This is a genomic window from Streptomyces sp. NBC_00271, from assembly GCF_036178845.1.
Taxonomy (GTDB): domain Bacteria; phylum Actinomycetota; class Actinomycetes; order Streptomycetales; family Streptomycetaceae; genus Streptomyces.
The window spans coordinates 10,772,682-10,797,673 of sequence record NZ_CP108070.1 but is presented as its reverse complement, the minus strand read 5'-3'; the positions used below and the strand labels follow the sequence as shown (position 1 = coordinate 10,797,673).

The following is a 24,992-nucleotide window of genomic DNA, read 5'->3' as shown; positions in this document are numbered from 1 at the left end:
GCACGCCGGTCCATCGCAGCGACCACACACGAGTTGGGAGCACACGTTGGCACGCCGTACCCGCACAAGACGGCTTCTGGGAACCATCGCAGGCACCGCACTGGCCACCGGGGCAGCCCTGGTCACCGCCCCGCCGACAAGCGCGGAGACCGCGCCGACGGCGGCCGCGTCCGTGACCGTCCGGCCGGATCCCTCGTACAAGGAGCAGAGCTTCGAGGGCTGGGGCACCAGCCTGGTCTGGTTCGCCAACGCCACCGGCGACTACCCGGCGCCGATCCGCGAGAAGCTCGCCAAGCTCCTGTTCGGCGACGACGGCCTCAATCTGAACATCGCCCGCTACAACATCGGCGGCGGCAACGCCCCCGACGTCAAGAACTACCTGCGGGCCGGCGGAGCGGTCGAGGGCTGGTGGAAGGCCCCGGACGGCACCACCCGTACGGACACCGACTGGTGGAGCGCCGACGACGCGGCCGACTGGAACCCGAACGCCGACGCCACCCAGCGCTGGTGGGTGGACCGGATCAAGAAGGACATCACCCACTGGGAGACGTTCAGCAACTCGCCGCCCTGGTTCATGACCAACAGCGGCTATGTCTCCGGCGGCTTCAACTCCTCCGCCGACCAGCTCAAGGCCGACTCCGTCGACGACTTCGCCGCCTATCTGGCGGGCGCGACCAAGCGGCTGGAGAAGGCACACGGCATCAAGGTCGACACCCTCGACCCGTTCAACGAGCCGAACACGAACTACTGGGGTACGCGCCTGGGCGCGGACGGGCAGCCGGTCGGCGGCCGCCAGGAGGGGGCGCACATCGGCCCCGAGCTCCAGCAGCAGGTCATCCGCGCGCTGGCCCCCGCCCTCGAGAAGGCGAAGACCGGCACGAAGATCTCCGCGATGGACGAGACCAACCCCAGCATCTTCACGCAGAACTGGAACTCCTACCCCCAGGACGTCCGGGACCTCGTCGGCCAGTTGAACGTCCACACCTACGGCACCGGCGGCCGTACCAGCGTGCGCGACCTGGCCAAGGCGGCGGACAAGCCGCTGTGGATGAGCGAGGTCGAGGGCGACTGGGGCGACGGCCAGAGCTTCACGGACATGCGGCCGGGCCTGGGCCTGGCCCAGCAGATGGTCGACGACCTGCGCGAACTCGAGCCCAAGGCCTGGGTGTTCTGGCAGCCGGTCGAGGACTACGACAACATGAAGCCCGGCGGTGAGTCCGCCAAGGGCGGCAACTGGGGCAGCATCCAGCTCCCGTTCAGCTGCACCTCCGCGGACACCCTCGCGACCTGCCCCATCCACACGAACACGAAGTTCGACACCGCTCGGAACTTCACCCACTACATCAAGCCGGGCGACCGGCTGATCAAGACCGACGACACGTCCAGCGCGGCCGCGGTCTCCAAGAGCGGCAACGGGGCGACCGTCGTCCACGTCAACAGCACCACCAGCGCGCGTACGGTCACCATCGACCTGTCCAAGTTCGGCCACATCGCGCGGGGCGCGACGGTGACTCCCGTGGTGACCAGCGCCGACGGCAAGCTGGCACGCCAGACCCCCATCCCGGTCACCGACCGCCGAGCCACCTTCACCGTGCCCGCCCAGTCCGTGACCTCCTTCGTCGTCAAGGGCGTGTCGGGCGTGGCCAAGGACGCCGCTCTGCTGAAGAAGGGCCACACCTACTCCCTGACCGGCGTCCAGAGCGGCAAGGCGCTCACCGTCGCGGACGACGGCGGCAAGCTCGTCATCAAGACGGCGAGCACGGACGCGGCCACGGTCACCGGCCAGCGATGGCAGCTGCGCCAGATCAGCGGCCAGACCGGCAACCGTCAGCGGTACGTGTTCACCAACCCGGTGGAGGACAAGCGGCTGGCCGTGCGCGACGGCGCCCCCGTCTTGGAGGCGGACACCGGCCCTCGTGACACGGCCACACAGTGGATCATGTCGACGACCGGTGACGGCACCTGGACCCTCGTCAACGCCGCCACCGGAAGGCTCCTGGAGGTGGGCGGCCAAGCCACCGCCGACGGATCCGCCGTCACGATCTGGACGCCGAACTCCGGCTCCAACCAACGGTGGACGGTGTCTGACGTGACCGCCGGGGCCGGCTCCTAGCCCTACGGCGCCATCCCTCTCCGCGCCCGCCCGTGACGGCCCGCGCGGGTGCGGAGAGGATGCCTCGGCCGCCTCAAACGCCTTGTGTGTCAGGTGAGTTCGAGCAGTCCCCTGCGCACGGCCGCCGAGACGGCCGCCGCCCGGTTGTCGACTCTGATTTTGCGATGGACGCGCACGAGGTGGGTCTTGACCGTGGCCTCGCTGAGGTACAGCGCCTCGGCGATGGCCCGGTTGCTGCGCCCCTCGGCGAGCAGCCGGACGACCTCGATCTCGCGATGGCTCAAGTCCTGCTCCGGGTTGACCGCATCACCACCGCCACACCGGGCGCCCGGGCGCCGAGCCGACGGGCCGCCTCGACGCCGTCGATCCCCTGACCCGGTCCGGCGAACCGCAGATCCATCAGCACGAGGTCCGGGGTCAACCGGGCCCCCAGACGGACCGCTTCCTCGCCGCTGCCCGGCCGTCGTGTTCCACACGTCCCGCCGGGCGAGCGCGGCCACCCAGTCCCAGCCGTACTTCTGCGCGTACAGGCTGTAGAGGTAGAGGACCGCGGCGTCGTGGGGGTACGACGAGGCGATCTTGCCCTTCCGCTTCGGGTCGATCAGGTCGAGCGGGGACTTCGGGGCGTCCGCGTCGGCCGCGGCGATGTCGTACAAGAAGCTGAAGCCGATCGCGCCGATGGCGACCCAGGCGCCGTGCCTGTCCTTGAAGCCGTCGGCGGACCGGCGGGGCCGAGGAGACCAGGACGCTCGACGAGCTGTACCGGGCCGCCCTGGCGGACGGCGGCAAACTCGTCATCTACGCCGGCGGAGACACCCCGACCCAGCAGGACGGCACCAAGGCCGCCTTCCTCAAACGCTTCCCCGACATCGACCTGAAGCTCATCGTGGACTACAGCAAGTACCACGACGTCCGCGTCGACAACCAGTTCGCCACCGACACCCTGGTCCCCGACGTCGTACAACTGCAGACGCTCCAGGACTTCACCCGCTGGAGGAGCAGGGCCGGGGACCCGGTGGACGAGGCAGCGGCGGGGCCGGCCGCGGCGCCGAACGCTCCGAGGCCGAGGGCCGCGGCACCGGCTCCGGTGGCAAGTACACGTCGTCTGCTGAGGAAACTGGACACTCTGTGGGCCTCTCTGAAGGGGGTGAGGACCTCGGCGGGTTGAACGCGGCGCCATGGTCAGTGGCGATTCCGGCGCCGTGACGTGAGGCCGCGCGTCATCCGTACGTAGCAGAGGACGCGCGGGCGGTGGAACCCGCGTTCAACCGATCGGTTGAACGACGCCGACGGCCGGGCGGCGCCGCACCCAGCCGAACAGCGCCACCGAACCCACCGCCGCGAACGCGCACCAGGTCGACACGAACTCCAGCTCCCACAGCACCCAGCAGATCAGCGCGCCCGCGCCCATCAGCACCCCGAGCAGCAGCAGCCCACGGTCACCGGAGAGCAGGAGGGAGCCGACGGTGGCCAGGAGATAGCCGGCGACGAGCAGTTCGGGATGGTTCAGATGCACGAAGTAGCCGAGGGTGTGGCCGCGGACCTCCGCTCGCACGGGACGGGTCACGAGGGCGTACGCGAGTGCGGCGGCGGTTGCGAGGCCGATCGCCAGGGGGACCGTCAGCCCGCGCCGGGCGCGCGGGGGCGCCGCGCACATCACTCCGGCCGGGGCCCACACCGCGAGCAGCGGCAGCGCGATGACGGCCCAGGCGACGGTCGCCGGGCCCGTACCCCCGCCGGAGTCCCACACCACGGACTCCACGATCTGATGCGCCCCGAGGATCAACGGCAGCGCGGCCAGCGGCAGATCACGAACCCGCCGCACCCGCGCCACACAGGCCACCCCGACCGCGCCGATCCCGACACCGGCGGCCAGGTCGGCCGTCGCACTCCAACACATCGCGCCACCCGGGGGTCGGCCGTCATGTGACTACACCCTTACGCCGACCACGGTAGTGCCGCCGCCCCGCGGACTCATGCAGGCCACCCACGGGTGCGAGGCCGAGCGCGACCGGCGGCACCGAAATGCGTGCTGTCGAAGAGGTGGTCGAGGCGGGCCGTCAGGGGTGGCCCGTAGCGTCGTGCCATGGACCGCTGCCCATCGCAGGCTGTCCCCCTCGACCGCGGCTCGGCGTTCACGTAAATCCGGTCGCGGAGTGGGGAGTTGATCCCTACGGTGTGACGCCGGACGAGTTCGGACTCACCGCATGAGGGGTTTCAGGGAGTTGCCATGCCCCCGCGCCGGTGTCACCCGCGAGGACGGGCTTGCGATCGGTTTTCAACGCATCGACGACTATCAGGCTCCGCGTTGGCCGGACCAGGCCGCGCCCCAGCAGAGCCACCTCGACTTCGCGGTCGATGACCTCGACGAGGCGGAGGCCCTGCTGCTGCAGTGGGGCGCGACCAAACCGGAGTACCAACCGCGTGGCGACAGATGGCGGGTCTTCGCTGATCCGGCCGGGCATCCCTTCTGCCTGATCAGGGGCTGACGTCAAGAGCGCCGTCGAGCGAGGGCCTGTGTCAGGGGCCGACGTAGGTCGCGAGGTGCTCGCCGGTGAGGGTGGAGCGGGCTGCGACGAGGTCCGCGGGGGTGCCCTCGAAGACGAGTCGGCCGCCGTCGTGGCCGGCGCCGGGGCCGAGGTCGATGATCCAGTCGGCGTGCGCCATGACCGCCTGGTGGTGCTCGACGACGATGACCGACTTGCCGGCGTCGACGAGCCGGTCGAGCAGGCCGAGCAGCTGCTCGACGTCGGCGAGGTGCAGGCCGGCGGTGGGCTCGTCGAGGACGTAGACGCCGCCCTTCTCCGCCATGTGCGTGGCCAGCTTGAGGCGCTGGCGCTCACCGCCGGACAGGGTAGTGAGGGGCTGGCCGAGGGTCAGGTAGCCGAGGCCGACGTCGGCGAGCCGGGTCAGGATCCTGTGCGCGGCCGGCGTCGCCGCCTCGCCGGCGCCGAAGAACTCCTCGGCCTCGGTCACCGACATCGCGAGCACCTCGCTGATGTCACGGCCGCCGAGGTGATAGTCCAGCACCGATGCCTGGAACCGCTTCCCCTCGCACTCCTCACAGGTGGTGGCGACGCCGGCCATCATCGCCAGGTCGGTGTAGATGACGCCGGCGCCGTTGCAGGTGGGGCAGGCGCCCTCGGAGTTGGCGCTGAACAGGGCCGGCTTCACACCGTTGACCTTGGCGAACGCCTTGCGGATCGGGTCGAGCAGTCCGGTGTACGTCGCCGGGTTGCTACGCCTGGAGCCGCGGATCGCTGCCTGGTCGACCGACACCACGCCCTCGCCCGCCGGGATCGAGCCGTGCACGAGCGAGCTTTTCCCGGATCCGGCCACCCCGGTGACGACGGCAAGCACCCCGAGCGGGATGTCGACGTCGACGCCCTGCAGGTTGTGCGTCCTCGCACCGCGGATCTCCAGCGTGCCGGTGGGCTTGCGCACCGTCTCCTTGACGGCGGCCCGGTCGTCGAAATGGCGGCCGGTGATGGTGCCACCGGTCCGCAGCCCCTCGACGGTGCCCTCGAAGCAGACGGTGCCGCCCGCCGTTCCGGCGCCGGGGCCGAGGTCGACGACATGGTCGGCGATCGCGATCGTCTCCGGCTTGTGCTCCACGACGAGCACCGTGTTGCCCTTGTCCCGCAGCCGCAGCAGCAGGTCGTTCATCCGCTGGATGTCATGCGGGTGCAGGCCGATGGTGGGCTCGTCGAAGACGTAGGTGACGTCGGTGAGCGAGGAGCCGAGGTGGCGGATCATCTTGACGCGCTGCGCCTCGCCGCCGGACAGCGTGCCCGCCGGCCGGTCGAGCGAGAGGTAGCCGAGCCCGATCTCCACGAACGAGTCGAGGGTCTGCTGCAGCGCGGTGAGCAGCGGCGCCACCGACGGCTCGTCGAGACCCCGCACCCACTCGGCCAGGTCGCTGATCTGCATCGCGCAGGCGTCGGCGATGCTGATCCGCTTGATCTTCGACGACCGGGCCCCTTCGTTGAGCCGGGTGCCGTCACACTCGGGGCAGATGGTGAAGGTGACCGCCCGGTCCACGAACTCCCGGATGTGCGGCTGCATGCCCTCCCGGTCCTTGGCGAGCATCGACCTCTGGATCCGCGGGATCAGCCCCTCGTAGGTCATGTTGATGCCCGCGATCTTCATCCGGGTCGGCTCGCGGCGGAGGAAGTCGTGCAATTCCTTCTTGGTGAACTTGCGGATCGGCTTGTCCGGGTCGAAGAAGCCCGACTCGCTGTAGAGCCGTGAGTTCCAGCCGCCCCCCGTGTAGCCGGGGACGGTGATCGCGCCCTCGGAGAGCGACTTGGACTCGTCGTAGAGCTGGGTGAGGTCGAGGTCGGAGACCGAGCCACGGCCCTCGCAGCGCGGGCACATGCCGCCCGTGATGCTGAAGCTGCGGCGCTCCTTCACGGTCTGTCCGCCGCGCTCCATGGTGACCGCGCCGGCTCCGCTGATCGAGGCGACGTTGAAGGAGAACGCCTTGGGCGAGCCGATGTGCGGCTTGCCGAGCCGACTGAAGAGGATGCGCAGCATCGCGTTGGCGTCGGTGGCGGTGCCGACCGTGGAGCGGGGGTCCGCGCCCAGCCGCTGCTGGTCGACGGTGATCACGGTGGTCAGTCCGTCGAGGACGTCGACCTCGGGCCGCGCCAGCGTCGGCATGAAGCCCTGCACGAAGGCGCTGTACGTCTCGTTGATCAGTCGCTGCGACTCAGCGGCGATCGTGTCGAACACCAGCGAGCTCTTGCCCGAGCCGGACACGCCGGTGAACACCGTCAGCCGGCGCTTCGGGATCTCGATGCTGACGTCCTTGAGATTGTTCTCGCGCGCGCCGTGCACGCGGATCAGATCGTGGCTGTCGGCAACGTGCGGCGCAGGCGACTGCGTGTCCGTCCGCGGGGCCATGCTCATCGTGTCTCCATCTGTCGAGTGGGGCCGCCTTCGCGGACTCCGTCGGCGTCGCCTGGCTGGATCCGACCAGCCCCGAGGGTAACGTCAGGTCTTCCTGTGTCGGGGCGTAAATCGCGATGCCCATGGCCGTCACGGTAGCCGCGGCTCACTGGCCGGCGCTTCTCGAATCCTGACCGGTCCGGTCACCTGCCTCGACGCGCACGACGGCGTTCACGCCAGAACCCCGCTGCCGTCCCGCCGCTGGATCGTCGTCGCTGCCCGGTGGAGTTCGGTGAGCACCGTGCGTACGGCTCTTCGTGCGGCGCGTTCGGGGCGGTGGAGCACGTCGATGTGGCGCCGGGTGTGCACGCCGCTGAGAGGTCTGAGGACGAGTGCGGGGTGTGGGCGCGTGGTCCAGCGGGGCATGAGGGCCAGGCCCCCTCCGGCGGCGACGGCCTCGGCGACGACCGAGAATTCGTTGATGCGATGGACGATGTCGAGCCGTCGGTTCGCGGCGCTCGCGATGGCGTCGATGGTGGCCATCAGCGGGAATCCGTCGTGAACGGTGATCCAGGGTTGGTCCGCGACGTCGCGCGGGGTCAGACGTCGTTTGGCGGTCAGGGGGTGGCCGGCCGGCAGGGCGACGTCCAGCGGTTCACGCAGCAACGTGTCGGCGGTGACCGTGGCCGGCCACGGCGGCGCTTGGTCGAGACGGTGGGCGAGTACGAGGTCGTAGTCCCGGGTCAGTCCGGGGAAGTGGTCCTGCGCGACGTCCTCGTCGGCGAGCGAGAGCCGCGGGCGTCCAGGTCCTGCCTGGCCGAGCAGCAGGAGCGGGAAGAACGCGGAGGCCGCGCTGTGGAAGGCCGCCACCGACACGCCCGCATCCGCCTGGTCGACGAACTCGTCGATCGCGTGCCGTGCCGTGGCCATCGCGGTCTCCACCTCGATCGCGGCACGGGCCAGGGCTTGCCCGGCATCGGTGAGCACCAGCCGTCGGCCGTCACGTTCGGTGAGAGGGACCGGGATCGAGCGTTGCAGCAGCCGCAACTGCTGGGAGATGGCCGAGGGCGTCATCAAAAGCGCCTCGGCGGTGGCGGTGACGCTTCCCGACTCGCCGAGCTCCCGCAAGATCTGCAACTGCCGCTCATTCAACCTGCTCAGTGTAGTGATGCTTCAGGTTCGCTGAAGAACATCGTTCTTGGCTTCAGGGTGGAAGCAGTGCAGCGTAGGGGCGTGTTCCACACCCGCCGCACTGACGCAGTGCTTCTCCTTGTCGCCATCGTCTGGGGCTCCAGCTACCTGGCCGCGAAGACGGCCACCCATGCCCTGCCGGTCCTGGTGGTGCTGTTCGCGCGATACGCGATCTCCGCGATCGCCTGCTTCGCCCTCGTCGCCGCCCGCCGCCGGAAGGAGCGCTGTACGCGGGACGAAGTACGTCTCGGGACTGTGCTGGGCATCACTCAGGCCGCTGTCCTGGTTCTGGAGACGTACGGTGTCGCGCACACCAGCGCGGCCAACGCCGGACTGATCATCAGCCTCACCATCGTGCTCACCCCGCTGCTGGACCGCACGACGGACAACGGACGGCTGCCTCCGCGCTTCTTCGCCGCCACAGGTGTGTGTCTGGTGGCCGTCGCCCTGCTCATGTCCGGCAGCGGCTTCCACACTCCCGGGATCGGCGACCTGCTGATGCTCGCCGCCGCGGTGGTGCGCGCGGCGCATGTCGCGCTCGTGGGGCGGCTGACGAAGGGCCGCGTCGTGCGGCCGTTGCAGCTCACGGCCGTCCAGACGGGTGTCGGCTCGGCGCTGTTCGTCGTGCCCGCCGCGAGCGCCCTGCCGACGCTGACTCGGGTCGATGCCGCGGTCTGGGGCCAGCTCGTGTATCTCGCCCTGTTCTGCAGCGTGTTCGCCTTCCTCGCCCAGACCTGGGCGGTGCAGAAGAGCTCTGCCAGCCGGGCCAGTCTGCTGCTGGGCACCGAACCGGTCTGGGCGGTCGTGGTCGGCGTCTGCCTCGGCGGCGAAGGGTTCACCGTCCTCGCCGCCCTCGGCGCTGCGCTGATGGTCACCGGAACGTACTGGGGACAGCACATCGAACGCACCCACCGCACCACCCCTATCGAGGAGTCCCCTTGCCGGACAACGGCACCTACGAGCGTCTGATCAGCCTGCTCGACAGCACCGCGACCGCGTACGAACTCATCGACCACGAACCGGAAGGCACCACCGAGACGGTCAGCGCACTGCGCGGGCACCCGGTGTCCGAGGCCGCGAAGTGCCTCGTCCTGATGGTCAAGATCGACCGGCGGGTCACTCGCCACGTGCTCGCGGTCGTCCCCGGGGACCGGCGTGTGGACCTCGCCGCCATCCGCACGCTGTTCTCGGCCCGCTACGTCGGATTCTGCGACGCGGCCACGGCGGAGCGACTGGCCCAGGCCGTCCCCGGCACCGTTCTGCCCTTCAGCTTCGACCCCGCACTCGAACTCGTCGCCGATCCGGACGTCGTCGCGCGGCCGTGCCTCTACTTCAACGCCGCCCGCCTTGATCGTTCACTGGCCATGTCCGGGGCGGACTACGCCAGGCTCGCCGAGCCGCGTGTCGAGCGCATCGCCGGTCCGGGCTCGGACTGAACAAGAAGGCCCCGCCTTCCGAATGTCGGAGGCGGGACGGTGTGGAGCGGCGGCCGACGCGCCGCCGGGTCGCAGCGCTGCTGAACGGGGGTTCGGCTGACGTACGGTTACGGCGAGTGGTCTGCGGTCGAAGTCGTAGGGGTGGGAAATGGCCGAGTTCCAGGGCGAGTTGGTGCGTGCGTTGGCCGGCACTCTGAGGGAGCACTCGGCTCGGCGGGGAGGCAAAAATGCCTACGTGGACGGCCGCCGCGCCGTCACCTACCGGGAGTTGGAGGAGCGCACCGGTCGGCTGGCGGGGCATCTGGCGCGGCTGGGGGTGCGGCGCGGGGAGCGGGTCGCGATCCATCTGGGCAATCGGGTGGAGCTCGTGGAGAGCTCTCTCGGGGTGCTGCGGGCCGGGGCCGTCGGCGTGCTGCTGAACCCCGGTGCGTCGGACGAGGAACTGGGGTATTTCCTCGACGACAGTGGCGCGGTCCTGGTGATCACCGAGGAGTCGCTCGCCCCCCGGGTCGCCCGACTGGCCGCTGAGCGAACCGAGTTACGGATGGCCGTCGTCGGCCAGGGCGACCTGCGCGGCGACGAGCTCCACTTCGAGGATCTGGACGAGCTCCGCTTCCAGGAGCTGCGCGCCGACGTGCTCGCCTTCGAGGACCTGGCCGGGACGGATCCTGGTGAGGCGCCCCGGGACGACCTCGGTCTCGACGATCCGGCGTGGATTCTCTACACCTCGGGCACGACCGGGGAGAGCAAGGGCGTGGTCTCCACCCAACGTGCCGCCCTGTGGTCGGTGACGGCGGCCTACGTGCCGGCGCACGGATTGCGGGAGGAGGACCGGCTGCTGTGGCCCCTGCCCATGTTCCACGCCTTCGCGCACTCGCTGTGCCTGATGGGAGTGATCGCGGTCGGTGCGAGCGCACGCCTCCTCGCCCCGGGTGCGAGCGTCGCCCAGGCGCTGGCCGCCGAGCCGTTCACCCTTCTGGCCGGGGTGCCCGCCACCTATCGCCTCCTGCTGGAGTCGCTGCGGGAGACGGCGGCCCCGGTGTCCTCGTCACTGCGCCTGTGCGTCACCGGGGGCGCACCCTGTCCCCCTGAGCTGAAGGCGGAGGTCGGCCGTGTCCTGGCCGCTCCCCTGCTCGACGGCTACGGCTCCACGGAGACCTGCGGGAAGATCGCGGTCCAGCGGCTCGACGGACCCCGTGACGACGCCTCGAGCGGGCCCCCGCTGCCCGGGCTCTCGGTGCGGCTGACCGATCCGTCCACCGGTGCCGAGGTCACCGATGGCGCCGACGGGGAGATCTGGGTCCGCGGCCCCGGGCTGATGACGGGCTATCACAACCGTCCGGACGCCACCGCGAAGGCGTTCTCCGACGGTTGGTACCGCACCGGGGACTTGGGCCGGCTCGGCGCGAACGGCCATCTCCATGTCACCGGCCGGGTCAAGGAACTCATCATCCGGGGCGGGGAGAACATCAATCCGTCCGAGGTCGAGCGGGTACTGCTGGCCCGTCCCGACATCGCCGACGCCGCTGTCGTCGGCCGACGGCACGACGTGCTGGGCGAGGTGCCGGTCGCCTTCGTCGTCCCGGGACCGGACGGGTTCGACACGGCGCGGGCCCTCGCCGACTGCCGGGAGCGGCTGTCCGGGTTCAAGGTGCCGGACGAGATCTACCCGACCCACGCCATCCCCCGTACGCCCTCCGGCAAGATCGTCCGGTCCGCGCTCGCCGAGCAGTTGACGGAGCGGCTCGCCGCCGAACGTGTGGCCGCGTCCAGGGCGCTGCGTGAGCGGCTGACGGCCGCGTCCGACGCCGTGCTGGACCTGGTACTCGACGAGACCGCCCGCACGCTCGACGTCCCCGCGCGGTCGCTCGATCCCGAACTGCCCTTCACGGCACAGGGACTCACCTCGCTCGGCGGTGTGCTGTTGCGCGACCGGCTGGGCACGGCGACCGGTCTCGATCTGCCGGCGACGCTGGTGTTCGACCATCCCACGCCGGCCGCCGCGGCGGTCCTGGTGCGCGACGCGCTGCACGGCGACCGTCGGCCCGCCGCCGCGCGCACGACTGGTGGCAGGTCCCGCGTCGAGACGGGGGAGCGCGGGGAGCCCATCGCGGTCGTGGCCATGGCGTGCCGCTATCCGGGGGGCGTGGAGTCCCCGGAGGATCTGTGGCGGCTCGTCGCGGACGGTACAGACGCGACCTCGGACTTCCCCACCGACCGTGGGTGGAACACGGCCGACCTGTACGATCCCGACCCCGACCGGCCCGGGACCTCCCTCACTCGCAGGGGCGGCTTCCTGCACCGGGCGGCCGACTTCGACGCGGCCTTCTTCAACATGTCGCCGCGCGAGGCACTGGCCACCGATCCGCAGCAACGTCTGCTGCTGGAGACAGGCTGGGAACTGCTGGAAAGGGCGGGCCTCGACCCGTCGGGGCTGCGCGGCAGTGACACCGGTGTCTTCGTCGGCGTGATGCACGCCGACTACGGGCGCCGCCTCCTGCAGCGCGGCGGACACGAACTGGAGGCCCATCTCGCCCTCGGTTCGGCGGGCAGCGTCGCCTCCGGTCGGATCGCCTACACGCTGGGGCTGCGCGGACCCGCCATGACGGTGGACACCGCGTGTTCGTCGTCGCTGGTGGCGATGCACACGGCCGTACGGTCCCTGCGCGACGGCGAGTGCTCGCTGGCCGTCGCGGGAGGGGTCACGGTCATGGCCTCGCCCGGCCCGTTCATCGCGTTCAGCAGGCTGCGCGGGCTGGCACCGGACGGGCGCTGCAAACCCTTCTCCGCGGCGGCCGACGGCACCGCCTGGGGCGAGGGCGTGGGCCTGGTCCTGCTGGAACGGCTGTCCGACGCGCGGCGCAACGGTCATCCGGTCCTGGCCGTGCTGCGCGGCTCGGCCGTCAACTCCGACGGCGCGTCCAACGGGCTGACCGCCCCCAACGGGCCCGCGCAGCAACGGGTGATCCACGCGGCCCTCGCCGACGCGGGACTGTCCCCGGCGGACGTCGACACGGTGGAGGCGCACGGCACGGGCACCGCGCTCGGCGATCCGATCGAGGCGCAGGCGCTGCTGGCCACGTACGGGCAGGGCCGGGCCGCTCAACGGCCGCTGTGGCTGGGCTCGTTGAAGTCCAATCTCGGGCACACCCAGGCGGCGGCCGGGGTGGGCGGTGTCATCAAGACCGTACTGGCGATGCACCACGAACGGCTCCCGCGCACGCTGCACGCCGACGAGCCGTCGCCACGGGTGGACTGGTCGTCGGGCGCCGTACGACTGCTGACCCGGGACGAGGAGTGGCGGCCCGTGCCCGGGCGGCCCCGACGGGCGGCGGTGTCGGCGTTCGGCATCGGCGGGACCAACGCGCACGTGATCCTGGAGGAGGCCGAGGCGGCCACGGTCGCCGCGGCACCGTCCCCGGGCGGCGTGGCGACGCCGCCTCTGCTCCTCTCCGCCGCGAGCCCGGCCGCACTGCGGGCGCAGGCCGCACGGACCGCGGCAGCACTGCGGGAACGGCCCGAACTTGCCCTGGTCGACATGGCGTTCACCCATGCCACCGGCCGGGCCGCACTCCCCCACCGAGCCGCCGTAGCCGCCGACGACCGCGCGGGGACGCTGAGTGCCTTGGACGCCCTGGCAGCGAGCGCCGCGTCGCAACCGGCGGACTCCGCCGGTCGGTCGGCCCTGCTGTTCACCGGCCAGGGAGCACAACGCCCAGGCATGGGACGGGAGTTGTGCGAGGTCTTCCCGGTCTTCGCCGACAGCTTCAACGCCCTGTGCGACCGCTTCGACGCGCACTTGGAACGCCCGTTGCGCTCGGTGCTCCGGGACGCCGCCGAGAGCGCGCTGCTGGATCGTACGGACTTCGCCCAGGCGGCCCTGTTCACCTTCGAGGTGTCCGCCTTCCGGCTGCTGGAGTCCTGGGGCATGCGGCCGGACTTCCTGGCCGGACACTCGATCGGCGAGGTGGCCGCGGCGCACGCCGCGGGCATCCTGTCGGAGCGAGACGCCGTCGAACTGGTCGCGGCCCGGGGTCGGTTGATGCGGAAGCTGCCTGAGGACGGCGCCATGGTGGCGCTCGACGCCACCGAGGAGGAGGTGACCCGCGAGCTGACCGACGAGACCGCGATCGCGGCCGTGAACGGCCCCCGCGCGGTCGTGGTCTCCGGCGTGGAGGAACCCGTCCTCGCACTCGCCCGGCGCTTCGCCGCGCTCGGGCGCCGTACGGTCCGGCTGCGGGTCAGCCATGCCTTCCACTCCCCGCTGATGGACCCGATGCTCGCCGAATTCGGCCGTGTCGTCGGCGGATTGACGTACGGTCAGGCCCGCATTCCGGTGCTGTCGGGGCTGACAGGACGCCCGGCCACCGGAGACGAGTTGCGGTCGGCCGAGTACTGGGTACGGCACGCCCGCGAGGCCGTGCGGTTCGGGGACGCCCTGCGCTGGCTGGCGTACGACGGGCGGGTGACCGCGTTCGCCGAGATCGGGCCGGACGCGCACCTCACGGCCCAGGCCACGACGGCTCTGGCCGAGAGCGGCAAGAACCCGCTGTTCACGGCCGCCGCCCGGCGGGGCGCCCCGGAGCCGCGGACGCTGTTCGACGCGCTCGGACGACTCCATGTCCACGGTGTGCCGGTGGACTGGCGCCGGGTGTACGCGGACAGCGGCGCCCGGCGGGTCGACCTGCCGACCTATCCCTTCCAGCGGCAGCGCTACTGGCTGTCCGAGCCCGCCACCGACGCGGCAGCCGGTTCGGGCCATCCGCTGCTCACCCAGACGGTCACCGTGCCGGGCACCGAGCGTGTGCTGTGCGGTGGCCGGCTGTCCGGCGCGGCCCAGCCGTGGCTGCGCGACCATGTCGTGGGCGGCCACGCCCTGGTGCCCGGGGCCGCGTTCGCCGACCTGGTACTCCATGCCGGTGACGCGTGCGGTGTCGCCGTACTGGAGGATCTCGCCCTTCTCACCCCGCTGTTCCTCCCCGCCGCCGACGACGAGGGGATCCAGGTCCAGGTGGCCCTGGGAGAGCCGGACGGCACCGGACGGCGCACGGCGGACGTGTACGCGCGGCCGGAGGAGTCCGGTGCGCTCGGCGCCTGGACGCACCATGCGACCGGTCGGCTCGGACCGACGGCTGCGGGTGTCCTGGAGCGCCCGGCCTCGCTCGGCGCGTGGCCGCCACCGGATGCCACGCCCATGGATCTCACCGGCGCCTACGAACGGCTGGCCGCCACCGGTCTCGCATACGGGCCGGCGTTCCGGGGCGTCACGGCCCTGTGGCGGCGAGGCGAGGAGTTGTTCGCCGAGGTCGGCCCGGCGTCGCTCCCGGAGGCCCGGCGTCACGCCCTCCACCCGGCGCTGCTGGACGCCGCCCTGCATTCGGGACTGCTTGCCGAGCCGCCCTCCGGACCGGCCCGGCTTCCGTTCGCCTGGCAGGGCCTGACGCTGCACGCGACCGGGGCCACGGCGCTGCGCGTACGCATCAGGAACACCGGCCCGGACACGGTCGGCCTCGACCTCGCCACGCCCGCGGGTGCGCCCGTGGCCCGGCTGGAGTCGATGACGACGCGACCAGTACCGAAGACGGGTGTCGCCCCGGTCGGAGAGCTGTACAGGCTGCGGTGGACCGGCGTTCCGGCTGTCGGCGAAGGACCCGCCGTCGCGGTGGAGGAACCCGACGACCTGGGGCTGGCCGCGTTCCTGCCGCGGCGGGACACGGTGTCCGGGTCCGCGGACGCTCCGGAAATGGTCGTGGTGTCCTTGTCCGCCCCCGCCGACGAGGGGACCGACCTCGCCGCCGCGGCCCACGCGCTGACCGTACGGGCGTTGGATTCACTGCGCGCGCGGCTCGCCGGTTCCGGGCGGCTGGCCGTGGTCACGCGTGGCGCCGCCGCTGCGGCACCGGACCTGCCCGCCGCGACGGTCTGGGGGTTGCTGCGGGCCGCGCAGGCCGAGTACCCCGGTCGCCTCACGCTCGTGGATGTGGACGGCCGGCCCGAGTCGCTACGGCTGCTGCCTGCCGCCCTCGGCACGGGCGAACCCCAACTGGCCATCCGGGACGGCTTGCTGAGTGTCCCACGGCTCGCGGCCACTCCCGGTGCGGCGGCGGACGGCTCCCTCGGCCGGGGCACCGTCCTGATCACCGGTGGCACCGGCTCCCTGGGCGCGCTGCTGGCCCGGCATCTGGTCGATCGGCACGGCGTACGGCATCTCGTGCTCGTCAGCCGACGGGGAGAGCGGGCACCGGGGGCGCAGGCGCTGCGCTCCGAGCTCGAAGGAGCGGGGGCGCGGGTGGACCTGGTGGCCTGCGACATCACCGAGCGAGATCAACTTGCCTCCCTCATCAAGGAGTTCGGGCCCGACCTCACCACCGTGGTGCACACGGCCGGGGTCCTGGACGACGGCGTGCTGGAAGCGATGACCCCCGAGCGGCTGACGACCGTACTGCGGCCGAAGGCCGACGCGACCTGGCAGCTGCACGAACTGACGAAGGATCTGCCGCTGTCGCAGTTCGTCCTGTTCTCCTCGGCCGCCGGGCTGCTGGGCAATCCCGGCCAGGCCAACTACGCGGCGGCCAACTCCTTCCTGGACGCACTCGCCCGTCACCGCACCGCCCTCGGCCTCCCCGCGCTGTCCCTGGCCTGGGGTCCTTGGGCCGACGACGAAGGGATGGCGGCGCGCGCGGGCCGGGTGCACGGCGGGGTGGTGCGCGCGGTCTCCCCCGAACAGGCGCTGGCACTGTTCGACGCCGCGCTCGGCGGTGGGGAGCCGGTCCTCGCACCGCTGCCGCTGGACCGCTCGCCGGGAGCGCTGCCCGCCGGGGCACCGGTTCCGCCGCCGCTGCGCGCCCTGCTGCGCCCTGCCCGGCCGACGGCCTCGCCCGCGGCGGTGGACGGAGTGGTGAGCGGGCTGGAGGAGGGGGTGGTGGAGTCGGAGGGTGTCGCCGGGGCCTGGCGGGAGCGCCTCGCGGCACTGCCGTCGTCCGAGCGGGCGCCCGCCCTGGTGGAACTGGTCCGCGCCGAGGTCGCCACGGTGCTCGGTCATGCACAGGTCGAGGCCGTCGACCGGGACTTCCCGGAGCTGGGTCTCGACTCGCTGATGAGCGTCCTGCTGCGCAACCGGCTGAGCCTGCTCGCCGGGATCCCGCTGGCGGCCACCGTCGCGTACGACTGGCCCAGCGCGGAGCGGCTCGCGGAGCACGTGTACGCCGAGCTGAGCGGCGCCTTGGTCGACGATGCCGCTGCCGCCGGGCCGCCGCAGGGCGATCGGCGTCATGAACCGGCCCGCCCCGCCGTCCCGACGGTCGAGCGCCGGCGCGGAACCGGCGGGTCGCTGCCGACCCTCTATCGGCAGGTCTGCGAGACGGGCGACGTCGTCTCCGCGATGCACCTCCTCGTGAGCGCTTCCCTCGCCGCACCCACCTTCGGACACGACGAGGGTGACCGGCACGCGATAGCGCCGCTGCGACTGGCCTCGGGGGCGGACGGTCCGGCACTCGTCTGCGTTCCCGGCTTCGCCACCAACCTCGGTCGGCCCTGGTACGCGGGGCTCGCCGGCCCCTTCGACGGCGAGCGGGACGTCTTCGAATTGCGCCACCCCGGCGTCGACACCGGAGTCGCCGTGGCGCGGGACCTGGAGACGCTGGCCGAACTGCACGCCACGACCGTCCGGCGGCATCTCGGCGATCGCCCCTACGTCGTCCTGGGCCATTCCATGGGCGGCTCGGCGGCCCATGCGCTCACCGCCCGGCTGGCAGCCGACGGCGCGCCCCCGGTCGGACTCGTGCTGGTGGACTCGTACCACGTCACCCCCGATCTCGAAGCCGCGCCCTGGCTGCTGGCGATGCCCGCCCGGATCCCCGCGGCCGTCGGCGAGCGGTTCGACAGCGCGGTGGACGATCTGACCTTGCTGGCGCTGGGCGCGTACACCCGTATGTTCCGCGGCTGGGACCCTCGACCCACCCCGGTTCCCACCCTGTTGGTGCGCGCCTGCGAGCCACTGCCGGACATGCCGGAACAGTGGCGGTCGTCCTGGCCGCTCCCCCACGACACGGTGGACTCACCCGGCAGCCATCTCGGTGTGCTGGAGGAGAACGCCCCGACGACGGCCCGGGCCGTGCGCGAGTGGATCGACGCGCTCGCTCCGGGCCGGGGAAGGACCGCATGAGCGCCGCGACGGGCTTCGTCGCCCGCCGCGGTGTGCCCGAACGGGCACGTGACCTTGCCTCTGGTCCTCCTGAAGTCCGGCGGACGAAACGCTAGCGTCCCCTGGTGAGTATCAGGACCCCCGAGTCGCCACCCGAGCCCGGGGCTGCGCGCACCCGGCGCAGACGCCGCCCCGGACCGTTCACGCTGCTGGTCCTGCCGGGGCTGACCGCCGTGGTGGGGTTCGCTGTGTTCATGACGGCGACGGGTCGGTTGACCACTCTTCTGTCGCCGGACCCGAGTACGAACAGCGCGGTGGTCGCGGACGGCGCGGTCGCCGAGCACGTCGAGGATGCCTACGTCCCGTGGCTGCGTGCGGCGGCCAAGACGTGCACGGTCCTGAAGCCGTCCGTCCTCGCGGCCCAGATCGAACAACGTTCCAGCTGGGACACCGACTTCGCCACGCTCTCGGGTGAGACGGGGATCGCCGGGTTCACCGACGCGCAGTGGCGGACCTGGGGCAAGGACGAGGACGGCAACAAACGGTCCTCGCCCCGCGACCCGGTGGACGCCATCGTGGCGCTCGCCCGCGAGGACTGCGCTCTCGCCGAGAAGGCCACCCGTCTCAAAAACCATGGAACGGTCACCGGACAGCTCCTCGACCTCACCCTCGCCGCCTACACGGTGGGCACGGACGCGGTGACCCGGGCGGGGCACGTCCCCACGCAGGCACGGACCTACGTCACCGAGGTCAAGGCGCTGTTCCCACGCTACAAGACGTACGACCGGGTGGAGAGCGGGAGTTCCGGCAGCGGGACGGCGAGCGCGGTGCTGGCTCCGCCGCTCACCTCTCTCGTGGTCACCTCACCCTTCGGCACGCGCCAGCACCCGCTCACCGGTGTGACCAAGCTGCACACCGGCGTCGACTTCGCGGCGCCCCAGGGGGCCCCGATATCCGCCGCACGGCAGGGACAGGTCGTGTTCGCGGCGATGACCAAGGCCTACGGCAACCGCATCGTGATCGATCACGGCACCATCGGCGGGAAACGGGTGGAGACGACGTACAACCATCTGTCGGCCCTTCAGGTCACCTCGGGCCAGAGCGTCGACGCCGGAACGGTCATCGGTTTCGTCGGCTCGACCGGCCTGTCGACCGGCCCACACCTCCACTTCGAGGTACTCGTCGACGGCACGTACACCGACCCGATGCCATGGCTCGCCGCCGGCTCCTGACGGCGCCTTGAGCCGGTCGTCGCTGCGCGGGCACACCCGCGCAGGAAGCGGCTGACACGTCACAAGGTGGCTTTGCGCTCCTGCTCCGTCAGGGGCGGGCCTTCCAGGGGCGGCGTCTTTCGGCCGAGGTAGACCAGCGCGAGCATGTCGGGCATGAGCAGTCGGGCGGGCGGTTTTTCCATGCTCATCACGTCCAGGAGGATGCGCAGGGCGTGGGGGTTGCGCGAGCCGGCGTCGACGGCCTTGTCGACGAAGGCGGCGAGGGTCCGTTCGAGCCGGGTGGGCGGCTGGTCGCTGGCGTCCGGATAGAACACGTCCTGCCCCACGGCCAGGCTCCAGGCGTTCTCGACCGGCCGCGCCGCGGCCTTTTGGACGCGCCGGGCGGTACCGGGTGCGCCGAGGTCCTGTCGCCGCAGGACGTGGCGCAGGGCGATCACGCTCTGCGCGGCGGCGCTCAGCCCATGGCCGTAGACGGGGTTGTAGCCGGCGACGGCGTCGCCGAGCACGGCGAAGCCGTCGGGCCAGCGGGCGGCTCTCTCGTAGTACCGCCGCTTGTTGGCGGTACTACGAGTGGTGATGACGTCGGTCTCGGGTGTGGCGTTCTCGAGCAGTTCACCGATGACGGGGTGCGGCAGGCTCAGGGCGAAGGGCATGAACTCGTCGTTGTCGCTGCTGGGCTGCCCGCCGCGGGATCCGGCGAGCGTCACGAGCCATCGGCCGCCCTCTATGGGGACGATGATGCCGCCCCTGCCGGGGATCCGGCGGGGATCGGCCTGGACGTTGACGATGGGAAAGCCGTCCGCGGCGCTGCCGGGTGCGCGGTAGATCCTGCTGGCGTAACCGATACCGGCGTCGACCGTGCGCTCCTGGACCGGAGGAAGTCCGAGTTCCCGCAGCCAGACCGGGGCGCGGCTGGCGCGTCCGCTCGCGTCGATCACTAGGTCGGCCGAGAGGGATGTTTCGGCCTGATCCGCGCGAACACGGACGCCGGTCACCCGGTCCCCGTCGCCCAGCAGGGCGAGCAGTTCGGTCTGCTGGAGGAGGGTGATGCGGTGGTCCCGCAGAACCCTGGTGCGGATCACCGCGTCGAGGAGGTCACGGCTGCACAGGAGGCTGGTGTGGCGGCCGTGGGTGAATCTGCGGAACCACTGCCCCGAGGGGGCCTTGGACACCAGGTCGGTCATGATGCGCGGTGTGTGGGCGCCTTGGTCGACGAGTTGGTCGACGATGCCGGGCAGGAGGTCATCGAGGGCTTTCACGCCGCCGGACCACAACACATGGGCATGGCGGGCCTGCGGCAGTCCCTTGCGGGGGTGTGGGCCGTCGGGCAGCACATCGCGTTCGATGATCCGCACGTCTGCGAAGTCGGCGAGCACGGCCGCGGCGAGCATGCCCGTCATACCCCCTCCGATGACCACCGCGGTACGGCGGGAGGCAGTTCTGGCAGACGACGACATAGGGTGCACTCTTTTCTGTTGCGGGGAGCGGGAGTCTCAGTCACGGCGGGCGGCCGTTCGGGCGGCGGCCTGCCGTCGGGCTTGGGCGACGATCGGGGACGAGGACAGCGCGCGCGACAGCAGAACCATCCGTCGCGGTGTGGAAATGGACTCCAGGGTTCCCGCTCTCGCCGGTACCTCCGCGCGGCCGTCGTGGAGGACCTGGACACGGGCCGCGGCCAGCATGGCCGCCTCGGCCACCACCGTGGCCCGGTGCGGTGATCGGACTCCGGAGGTGCCATCGGCGGCGAGTGACGCGACTGCCTCGGCGTACGCGGTCGTGCGCACCTGGTCATCGAGATAGGGCGAGCAGGCCAGGACGCCGTCCCAGATGGCGATCTCCTGGCGTGCCAGGCGCACGACCGGCGGATCCCACCAGCGGATGATCCCGTCGGTCGGCGCGCGCAGCGTCTGCAGCTCCGCCCAGAGGGGCTTCAGGAGTCGGTAGCGTTTCCACGCGCGCAGATTGTCGACCGCCGGCGGCCCGACCCGGGGTACCGCGAAGCCGGCGGCGGTGGTGACGCCGGCGAGCATGACGAGCGGCGGGGACACGTCGGTGGAGAGGAAATCCCAGTCCACGCCGTTCCAGCGGGCGGCCATGGCCGTGTACTTGGCGATCTGGTAGCCCGCGTCGAACGTCAGGCCGACGATGAGCAGGATCAGACCGACGCGGGTCACGCCGCGCACCTCTCGCAGCCAGCTCACGCTCATGACGGCGAGAGCGACGGTGGCGGCCGTGTGCGCGACCATGTACAGCACGATCATTTCCCGCATGCAGGGCGTGTTGGCGTAGTACGTGTCCAGGTCCTGGGTCCGTTCCACGGGGACCTCGGCCAGGCCGAACAGGACCCAGATGCCCGCGACGACCAGTGCGTAGACGCCCAGTACGAGCCGGGCGGCGCGCTGTTGCGCCTCAGGGGGGCCGCCCTTCCACCGGATCATGAGGACGAGGTAGCTCGCGCTGAGCGCCGTCATGCCGGCGTACACCAGCGGGGCGCTGAAGTTGGCGACGCCGGTCGCGTCATTGACGTAACGGATCGTGGGCGGGGCGGACAGCACACACACGGCGGAGCCGACCAGCAGGATCGCGTTGCTCGGCGCGACCAGGGAATCCCGCCACAGGCCCGTGCCCGCCGACAGCTTCAGTCCCGCGGCGACCAGGAGAAGAACGCCGGGTATGTAGAAGACGATGCCGCTGTCCACTGGGCCTGCCTGCCTTCCGGGGATGTACGTGGGACCGGTCGATCGGACATGGAACGTGCGCCGTGGCCCGCCGAGGCGTGTCCGGTGGAGGGACGGGCCGGCGCGGGGGCACGCCGTGCGGGCTCATGACGGGGTTCTTTCGTCGGCGGGGGCAGCTGCGGCCACCGCGGCCGCGCGGGCCGCCGCGACGACGGGGGACGTACGCAACGCATGCGCCACGCCCATCAAGGTGGCGCGCGCCATGAGGCCCGTGGAGTGGTCGAGTACGGCGGCTTCGACGGGCGCGCCGTCGGGGTGGACCCGAACGGCGGCGGCGATCATCGCGGCGAGGCCGATGCGGGAGGCGTCCTCGTCGCCGTGGCCCGCGGACCGAGCCGCTGACTGGGCCCGGGCCCGGATCCGGTCGTCGAGATGCGGGCGAAGGAGGTTCAGCCCGTCCTGAATGCCGGCCTCACGCCGGGTGAGCCGCACGGCGTACGACGAATACCAGGGGATCGGAGCGGCCAGCGGGCTCCCGGGGGAGGCGCCGCTGAGTTCGTGCCACAACGGGCCGAGTCGCCGCCAGGTCACCACGGTGTGCCAGAGCAGGCCGAGCCGCGGTCCGAACAGCGGCACCGTGAAGCCGACGGTGGCGACGGTGGCGGCCAGGCTCGCCATGCCGGGCGCCAGGCTGGTGCTCAGCACGTCCCAGTCCGCGCCGGCCCACCGCGCCGCCACCGCGGTCAGCTTCAGCGTGCTGAAGGACAGGTTCAGCAGCCATCCGGCCACCAGGAGCCACAGCCCGGCCCGCAGCCATCCGCGCACCTCCAGCGCCCAGCGCCAGCACAGCGCCGTGGTCGCCACCGCCGCGGTGATGTGACCGAGCAGGTACAGCGCGATCATCTGCCCGATCCAGGGCGTGGTGGCGTAGTAGGTGTCGAGGTCCGTACGGCGCTCGGCGGGGGCGTCCCCGGCCACGAAGAGGACGATGATCAAGGTGATCAGCACGCTGTAGCCGATCTGCCAGCGTCGGGCGAGGCGGCGTACTTGGTCGGCCGGCCCGCCGCGCCAGTGAAGGATCAGCAGCAGGCAGGCGGCGCTGTAGGCGCTGACGATGACGTAGTCCAGCGGAGCGGCGAGGTTCGGGATGCCGCTCGCCCTGTTCACGGCGGCGACGCTGGGCGGGGCGGCGAAGAGGAATCCGGCGCCGCCGAGGAAGATCACCCAGCAGACCGAGCGGACCAGGGGGTCGCGCCAGGTTCGGATCAGATCCGGCAGTTTCACTCCGAGGCCGGCCCACAGGGCCAGCGCGGGTATGTAGTAGCGCGAGGCGTTCACGTCTCAGACCTGGGACCGGCGGTGTCCCAGTGAGGCGCCGATCCGGCCGGCGATCTGGGACCGGTCCGTGGCGAGGCTGTCCGGTTCCCCTTCCAGCCAGATCCGCAGATGCGTCACCGCCCGCAGGGCGAAGGTCTCGGCCTCCTGCTCCGACCGTTCGTGGAACTCGGTGCGCGCGGCCACGGCCCGCACCGTCCGCTGCACATCGACCCGGTCGCTCAGCACGCGTGCGGCGACGGGGACCCCGGCGGCGTGGTGGCCGCAGTCGCCCTTGATCATGTGCCAGATCTCGTGGCAGAGGATGGCCAGTTGGTGGACGGGCGCTGCCCGCTTGTCGACGAGGACGATGTCGTGGTCCGGCATGTCGAGCCACAGTCCCGTGGCGGTGCGGTGCGGGAACTCCTCTTTGAGGAGGACGACCTCACGGCCCCTGATCTCGGCGACCACGGCGATGAGCGCGTCGAACAACGCGTCAGGAGCGGCGGGTACCGGCAGGCTCACTCCGTCGGCCAACCGGCCGATCAGGTTCCGCATCTCCTTGGCTCTGCCTGTGCGCACCGCTCTCCCCCGCGAACTTCAGCATGGGGCACCGTCGCACGACGCCCGCCGATCCCACCCTGCCTGCACCCACCCGGCCGAAGGTACGCCCAACTCGGCCTGTCAATATGCCAAACAAGGTGCCTTGTCGGCCACGCCAGGCTCTGCGGTCTGCAGCAAGCTGAGGGGGATCAAATACCGATCAAACGGGATACACGCGCATCCGGGCCTGGCGCATCCGATACGTTCGGGACGCGCTCGGGCCCGCGCACAGGGCGCCTGCCGGTGGCCGCGCCTGGCGGACGGCGCGGGGTGGGCTTCCCGTCCCGGACGGCGACGCGCCTGCGTACGACCGGGTGCCCCCATGATCAGTGCCCTTCGGTGTGCGAACTGTCCGATTCCGTACCCCGTACCCGCTGAGCGTTTCTTCGCTGCAGGATGGTGTCGATCCAGTCAGTCACCAACTGAAGCTCTTCTTCGGCCAATTGTGGGGCACGCGCGGCCAACTCCCGCAGTCCGTGCGTACTGCGCAGCCGAGCCATCGGATCGGCCGCCTCGCCCTCCAGGCCGTGCAGGACGGACTGGAGGGCGTTGTCGAGCGAGGCCTGCGGTTCGGCGGAGAGCCAGCCGTTGGGCTGACCGAAGAAGAACGTCTCGATGCCGGCCTGGGTGGATGCCAACGGGCCGCCGGAGCGGGCCGGCCGCCGCTCCCCCGTCTGTTGCGAGGGCACCTGCTCCGAGGACACCTGCTGCGAGAGCGCCTGCCGCGAAGGCGTCTGCGACGAGGGCGTCTGCGGCGAAGGCGTCTTCCGACGGCTGTTGACGAGGTTCGACAGGGACGCCCTGGAGGCCCCGTAGGAGGCGGCGATCTCGTCGTAGGAGTGACGGGTCCCGTCGGGGCGCAGGCGTGTCTCGCGCAGGTGGACGATGCGGCGGACGATCCGGTCGGTGATGTCCTCGGCGGGTGGCTCCTCGCCGTCCAGGAGCATCCGGACGACGTCTCGTGGGACGCCGCTTTCGTTCGAGAGCTGTTCCACGTCGAGCACGTCGTCGCGGCTTCGCCCGTCCCCGATGAGGGAGCCGATACGGCTGAGGGTCTCGGCGAGCGCTCGGCGCGTTTCTCTCACCGGCAGGTCTCCTGGTGTCGGACGGGGGGAACTGCACGTTGACTTCCGAGACTTTAGCCGCTGCCGGGCCCGGCCAACCAGAGCGGAAGATACTCCAATAGCCGTACTCGGCTAGAGCAGTTGACATGCATGGCTGGGGATTGCAGGATCACGACACGACGTGCGGATCGGTCGTCACGCCGCGGGGATGGGGGAGCCCGTGTGCGCTCGGACGCGGGTCCCACGGAGTGTTCCGGGCTGCGGCGGTACACCATCACGGGGTGTGCGGTCGTAGCCCGGGCCGATTCCCGGGCGTTGCCCGGATGGC

14 protein-coding genes and 2 pseudogenes are annotated in these 24,992 nt (G+C 71.4%); 7 read left to right on the top strand and 9 right to left on the bottom strand.

Going from position 1 to position 24,992, the window contains the following annotated elements:
• Positions 1-46 precede the first annotated feature (46 nt).
• Entirely contained in the window at positions 47-2,113 is a 2,067-nt protein-coding gene (locus tag OG798_RS49180; protein ID WP_328759427.1) for an RICIN domain-containing protein, read from the top strand.
• A gap of 89 nt (positions 2,114-2,202) precedes the next feature.
• Here the strand turns inward: OG798_RS49180 and OG798_RS49175 are convergent, their stop codons facing one another.
• A complete protein-coding gene (locus OG798_RS49175; RefSeq protein WP_443054231.1) occupies positions 2,203-2,784 on the bottom strand; it encodes a LuxR C-terminal-related transcriptional regulator in 582 nt (193 codons plus the stop codon).
• Positions 2,785-2,831: 47 nt separating this feature from the next.
• On the opposite strand from OG798_RS49175, the pseudogene OG798_RS49165 reads away from it, so the two are divergent.
• Positions 2,832-3,116: pseudogene (locus tag OG798_RS49165) on the top strand (ABC transporter substrate-binding protein); the annotation flags it as partial.
• A gap of 261 nt (positions 3,117-3,377) precedes the next feature.
• Here the strand turns inward: OG798_RS49165 and OG798_RS49160 are convergent.
• Positions 3,378-4,013: a DUF6629 family protein gene (locus OG798_RS49160; RefSeq protein ID WP_095850530.1), complete on the bottom strand. Its 636-nt coding sequence runs from the start codon at positions 4,011-4,013 to the stop codon at positions 3,378-3,380.
• Positions 4,014-4,359: 346 nt separating this feature from the next.
• Here OG798_RS49160 and OG798_RS49155 point away from each other — a divergent pair.
• A pseudogene (locus OG798_RS49155) lies at positions 4,360-4,602 on the top strand (VOC family protein); the annotation flags it as partial.
• Between the two features lie 31 nt (positions 4,603-4,633).
• Here OG798_RS49155 and OG798_RS49150 read toward each other — a convergent pair.
• Entirely contained in the window at positions 4,634-7,024 is a 2,391-nt protein-coding gene (locus OG798_RS49150) for an ATP-binding cassette domain-containing protein (RefSeq protein WP_179436294.1), read from the bottom strand.
• A 210-nt stretch (positions 7,025-7,234) separates the two neighbouring features.
• Positions 7,235-8,155, bottom strand: a complete 921-nt coding sequence (locus OG798_RS49145; RefSeq protein ID WP_328759426.1) for a LysR family transcriptional regulator — start codon at positions 8,153-8,155, stop codon at positions 7,235-7,237.
• An 81-nt stretch (positions 8,156-8,236) separates the two neighbouring features.
• Between OG798_RS49145 and OG798_RS49140 the strand changes: the two genes are divergently transcribed.
• The 4 genes from OG798_RS49140 to OG798_RS49125 all read left to right on the top strand — a co-directional run bounded on the left by OG798_RS49140 (position 8,237) and on the right by OG798_RS49125 (position 19,005).
• Positions 8,237-9,163: a DMT family transporter gene (locus tag OG798_RS49140; protein WP_121413590.1), complete on the top strand. Its 927-nt coding sequence runs from the start codon at positions 8,237-8,239 to the stop codon at positions 9,161-9,163.
• Positions 9,133-9,630, top strand: a complete 498-nt coding sequence (locus OG798_RS49135) for a YbaK/EbsC family protein (protein ID WP_121413591.1) — start codon at positions 9,133-9,135, stop codon at positions 9,628-9,630. The genes OG798_RS49140 and OG798_RS49135 overlap by 31 nt, the downstream gene beginning before the upstream one ends.
• Positions 9,631-9,778: 148 nt before the next feature.
• Positions 9,779-17,794 (top strand): type I polyketide synthase, encoded by an 8,016-nt coding sequence (locus OG798_RS49130; RefSeq protein ID WP_328759425.1) that lies wholly within the window; start codon positions 9,779-9,781, stop codon positions 17,792-17,794.
• A 110-nt stretch (positions 17,795-17,904) separates the two neighbouring features.
• Entirely contained in the window at positions 17,905-19,005 is a 1,101-nt protein-coding gene (locus tag OG798_RS49125; RefSeq protein ID WP_373559050.1) for a M23 family metallopeptidase, read from the top strand.
• A gap of 59 nt (positions 19,006-19,064) precedes the next feature.
• Here the strand turns inward: OG798_RS49125 and OG798_RS49120 are convergent, their stop codons facing one another.
• The 5 genes from OG798_RS49120 to OG798_RS49100 all read right to left on the bottom strand — a co-directional run bounded on the left by OG798_RS49120 (position 19,065) and on the right by OG798_RS49100 (position 24,685).
• Positions 19,065-20,462, bottom strand: coding sequence for an FAD-dependent oxidoreductase (locus OG798_RS49120; protein WP_095850535.1), 1,398 nt, complete (start codon positions 20,460-20,462; stop codon positions 19,065-19,067).
• A gap of 36 nt (positions 20,463-20,498) precedes the next feature.
• Positions 20,499-21,704 carry a DUF6545 domain-containing protein gene (locus tag OG798_RS49115; RefSeq protein ID WP_328759424.1) on the bottom strand — a complete coding sequence of 402 codons (1,206 nt, stop codon included), beginning with the start codon at positions 21,702-21,704 and terminating at the stop codon, positions 20,499-20,501.
• 123 nt (positions 21,705-21,827) lie between these two features.
• Positions 21,828-23,021 (bottom strand): MAB_1171c family putative transporter, encoded by a 1,194-nt coding sequence (locus OG798_RS49110; RefSeq protein WP_095850537.1) that lies wholly within the window; start codon positions 23,019-23,021, stop codon positions 21,828-21,830.
• A 3-nt stretch (positions 23,022-23,024) separates the two neighbouring features.
• On the bottom strand, positions 23,025-23,579 hold the full coding sequence (locus OG798_RS49105; protein WP_257016266.1) for a toxin-antitoxin system, toxin component: 555 nt from the start codon (positions 23,577-23,579) through the stop codon (positions 23,025-23,027).
• Positions 23,580-23,926: 347 nt separating this feature from the next.
• Entirely contained in the window at positions 23,927-24,685 is a 759-nt protein-coding gene (locus tag OG798_RS49100) for a hypothetical protein (protein WP_095850539.1), read from the bottom strand.
• Between the last annotated feature and the right edge of the window lie 307 nt (positions 24,686-24,992).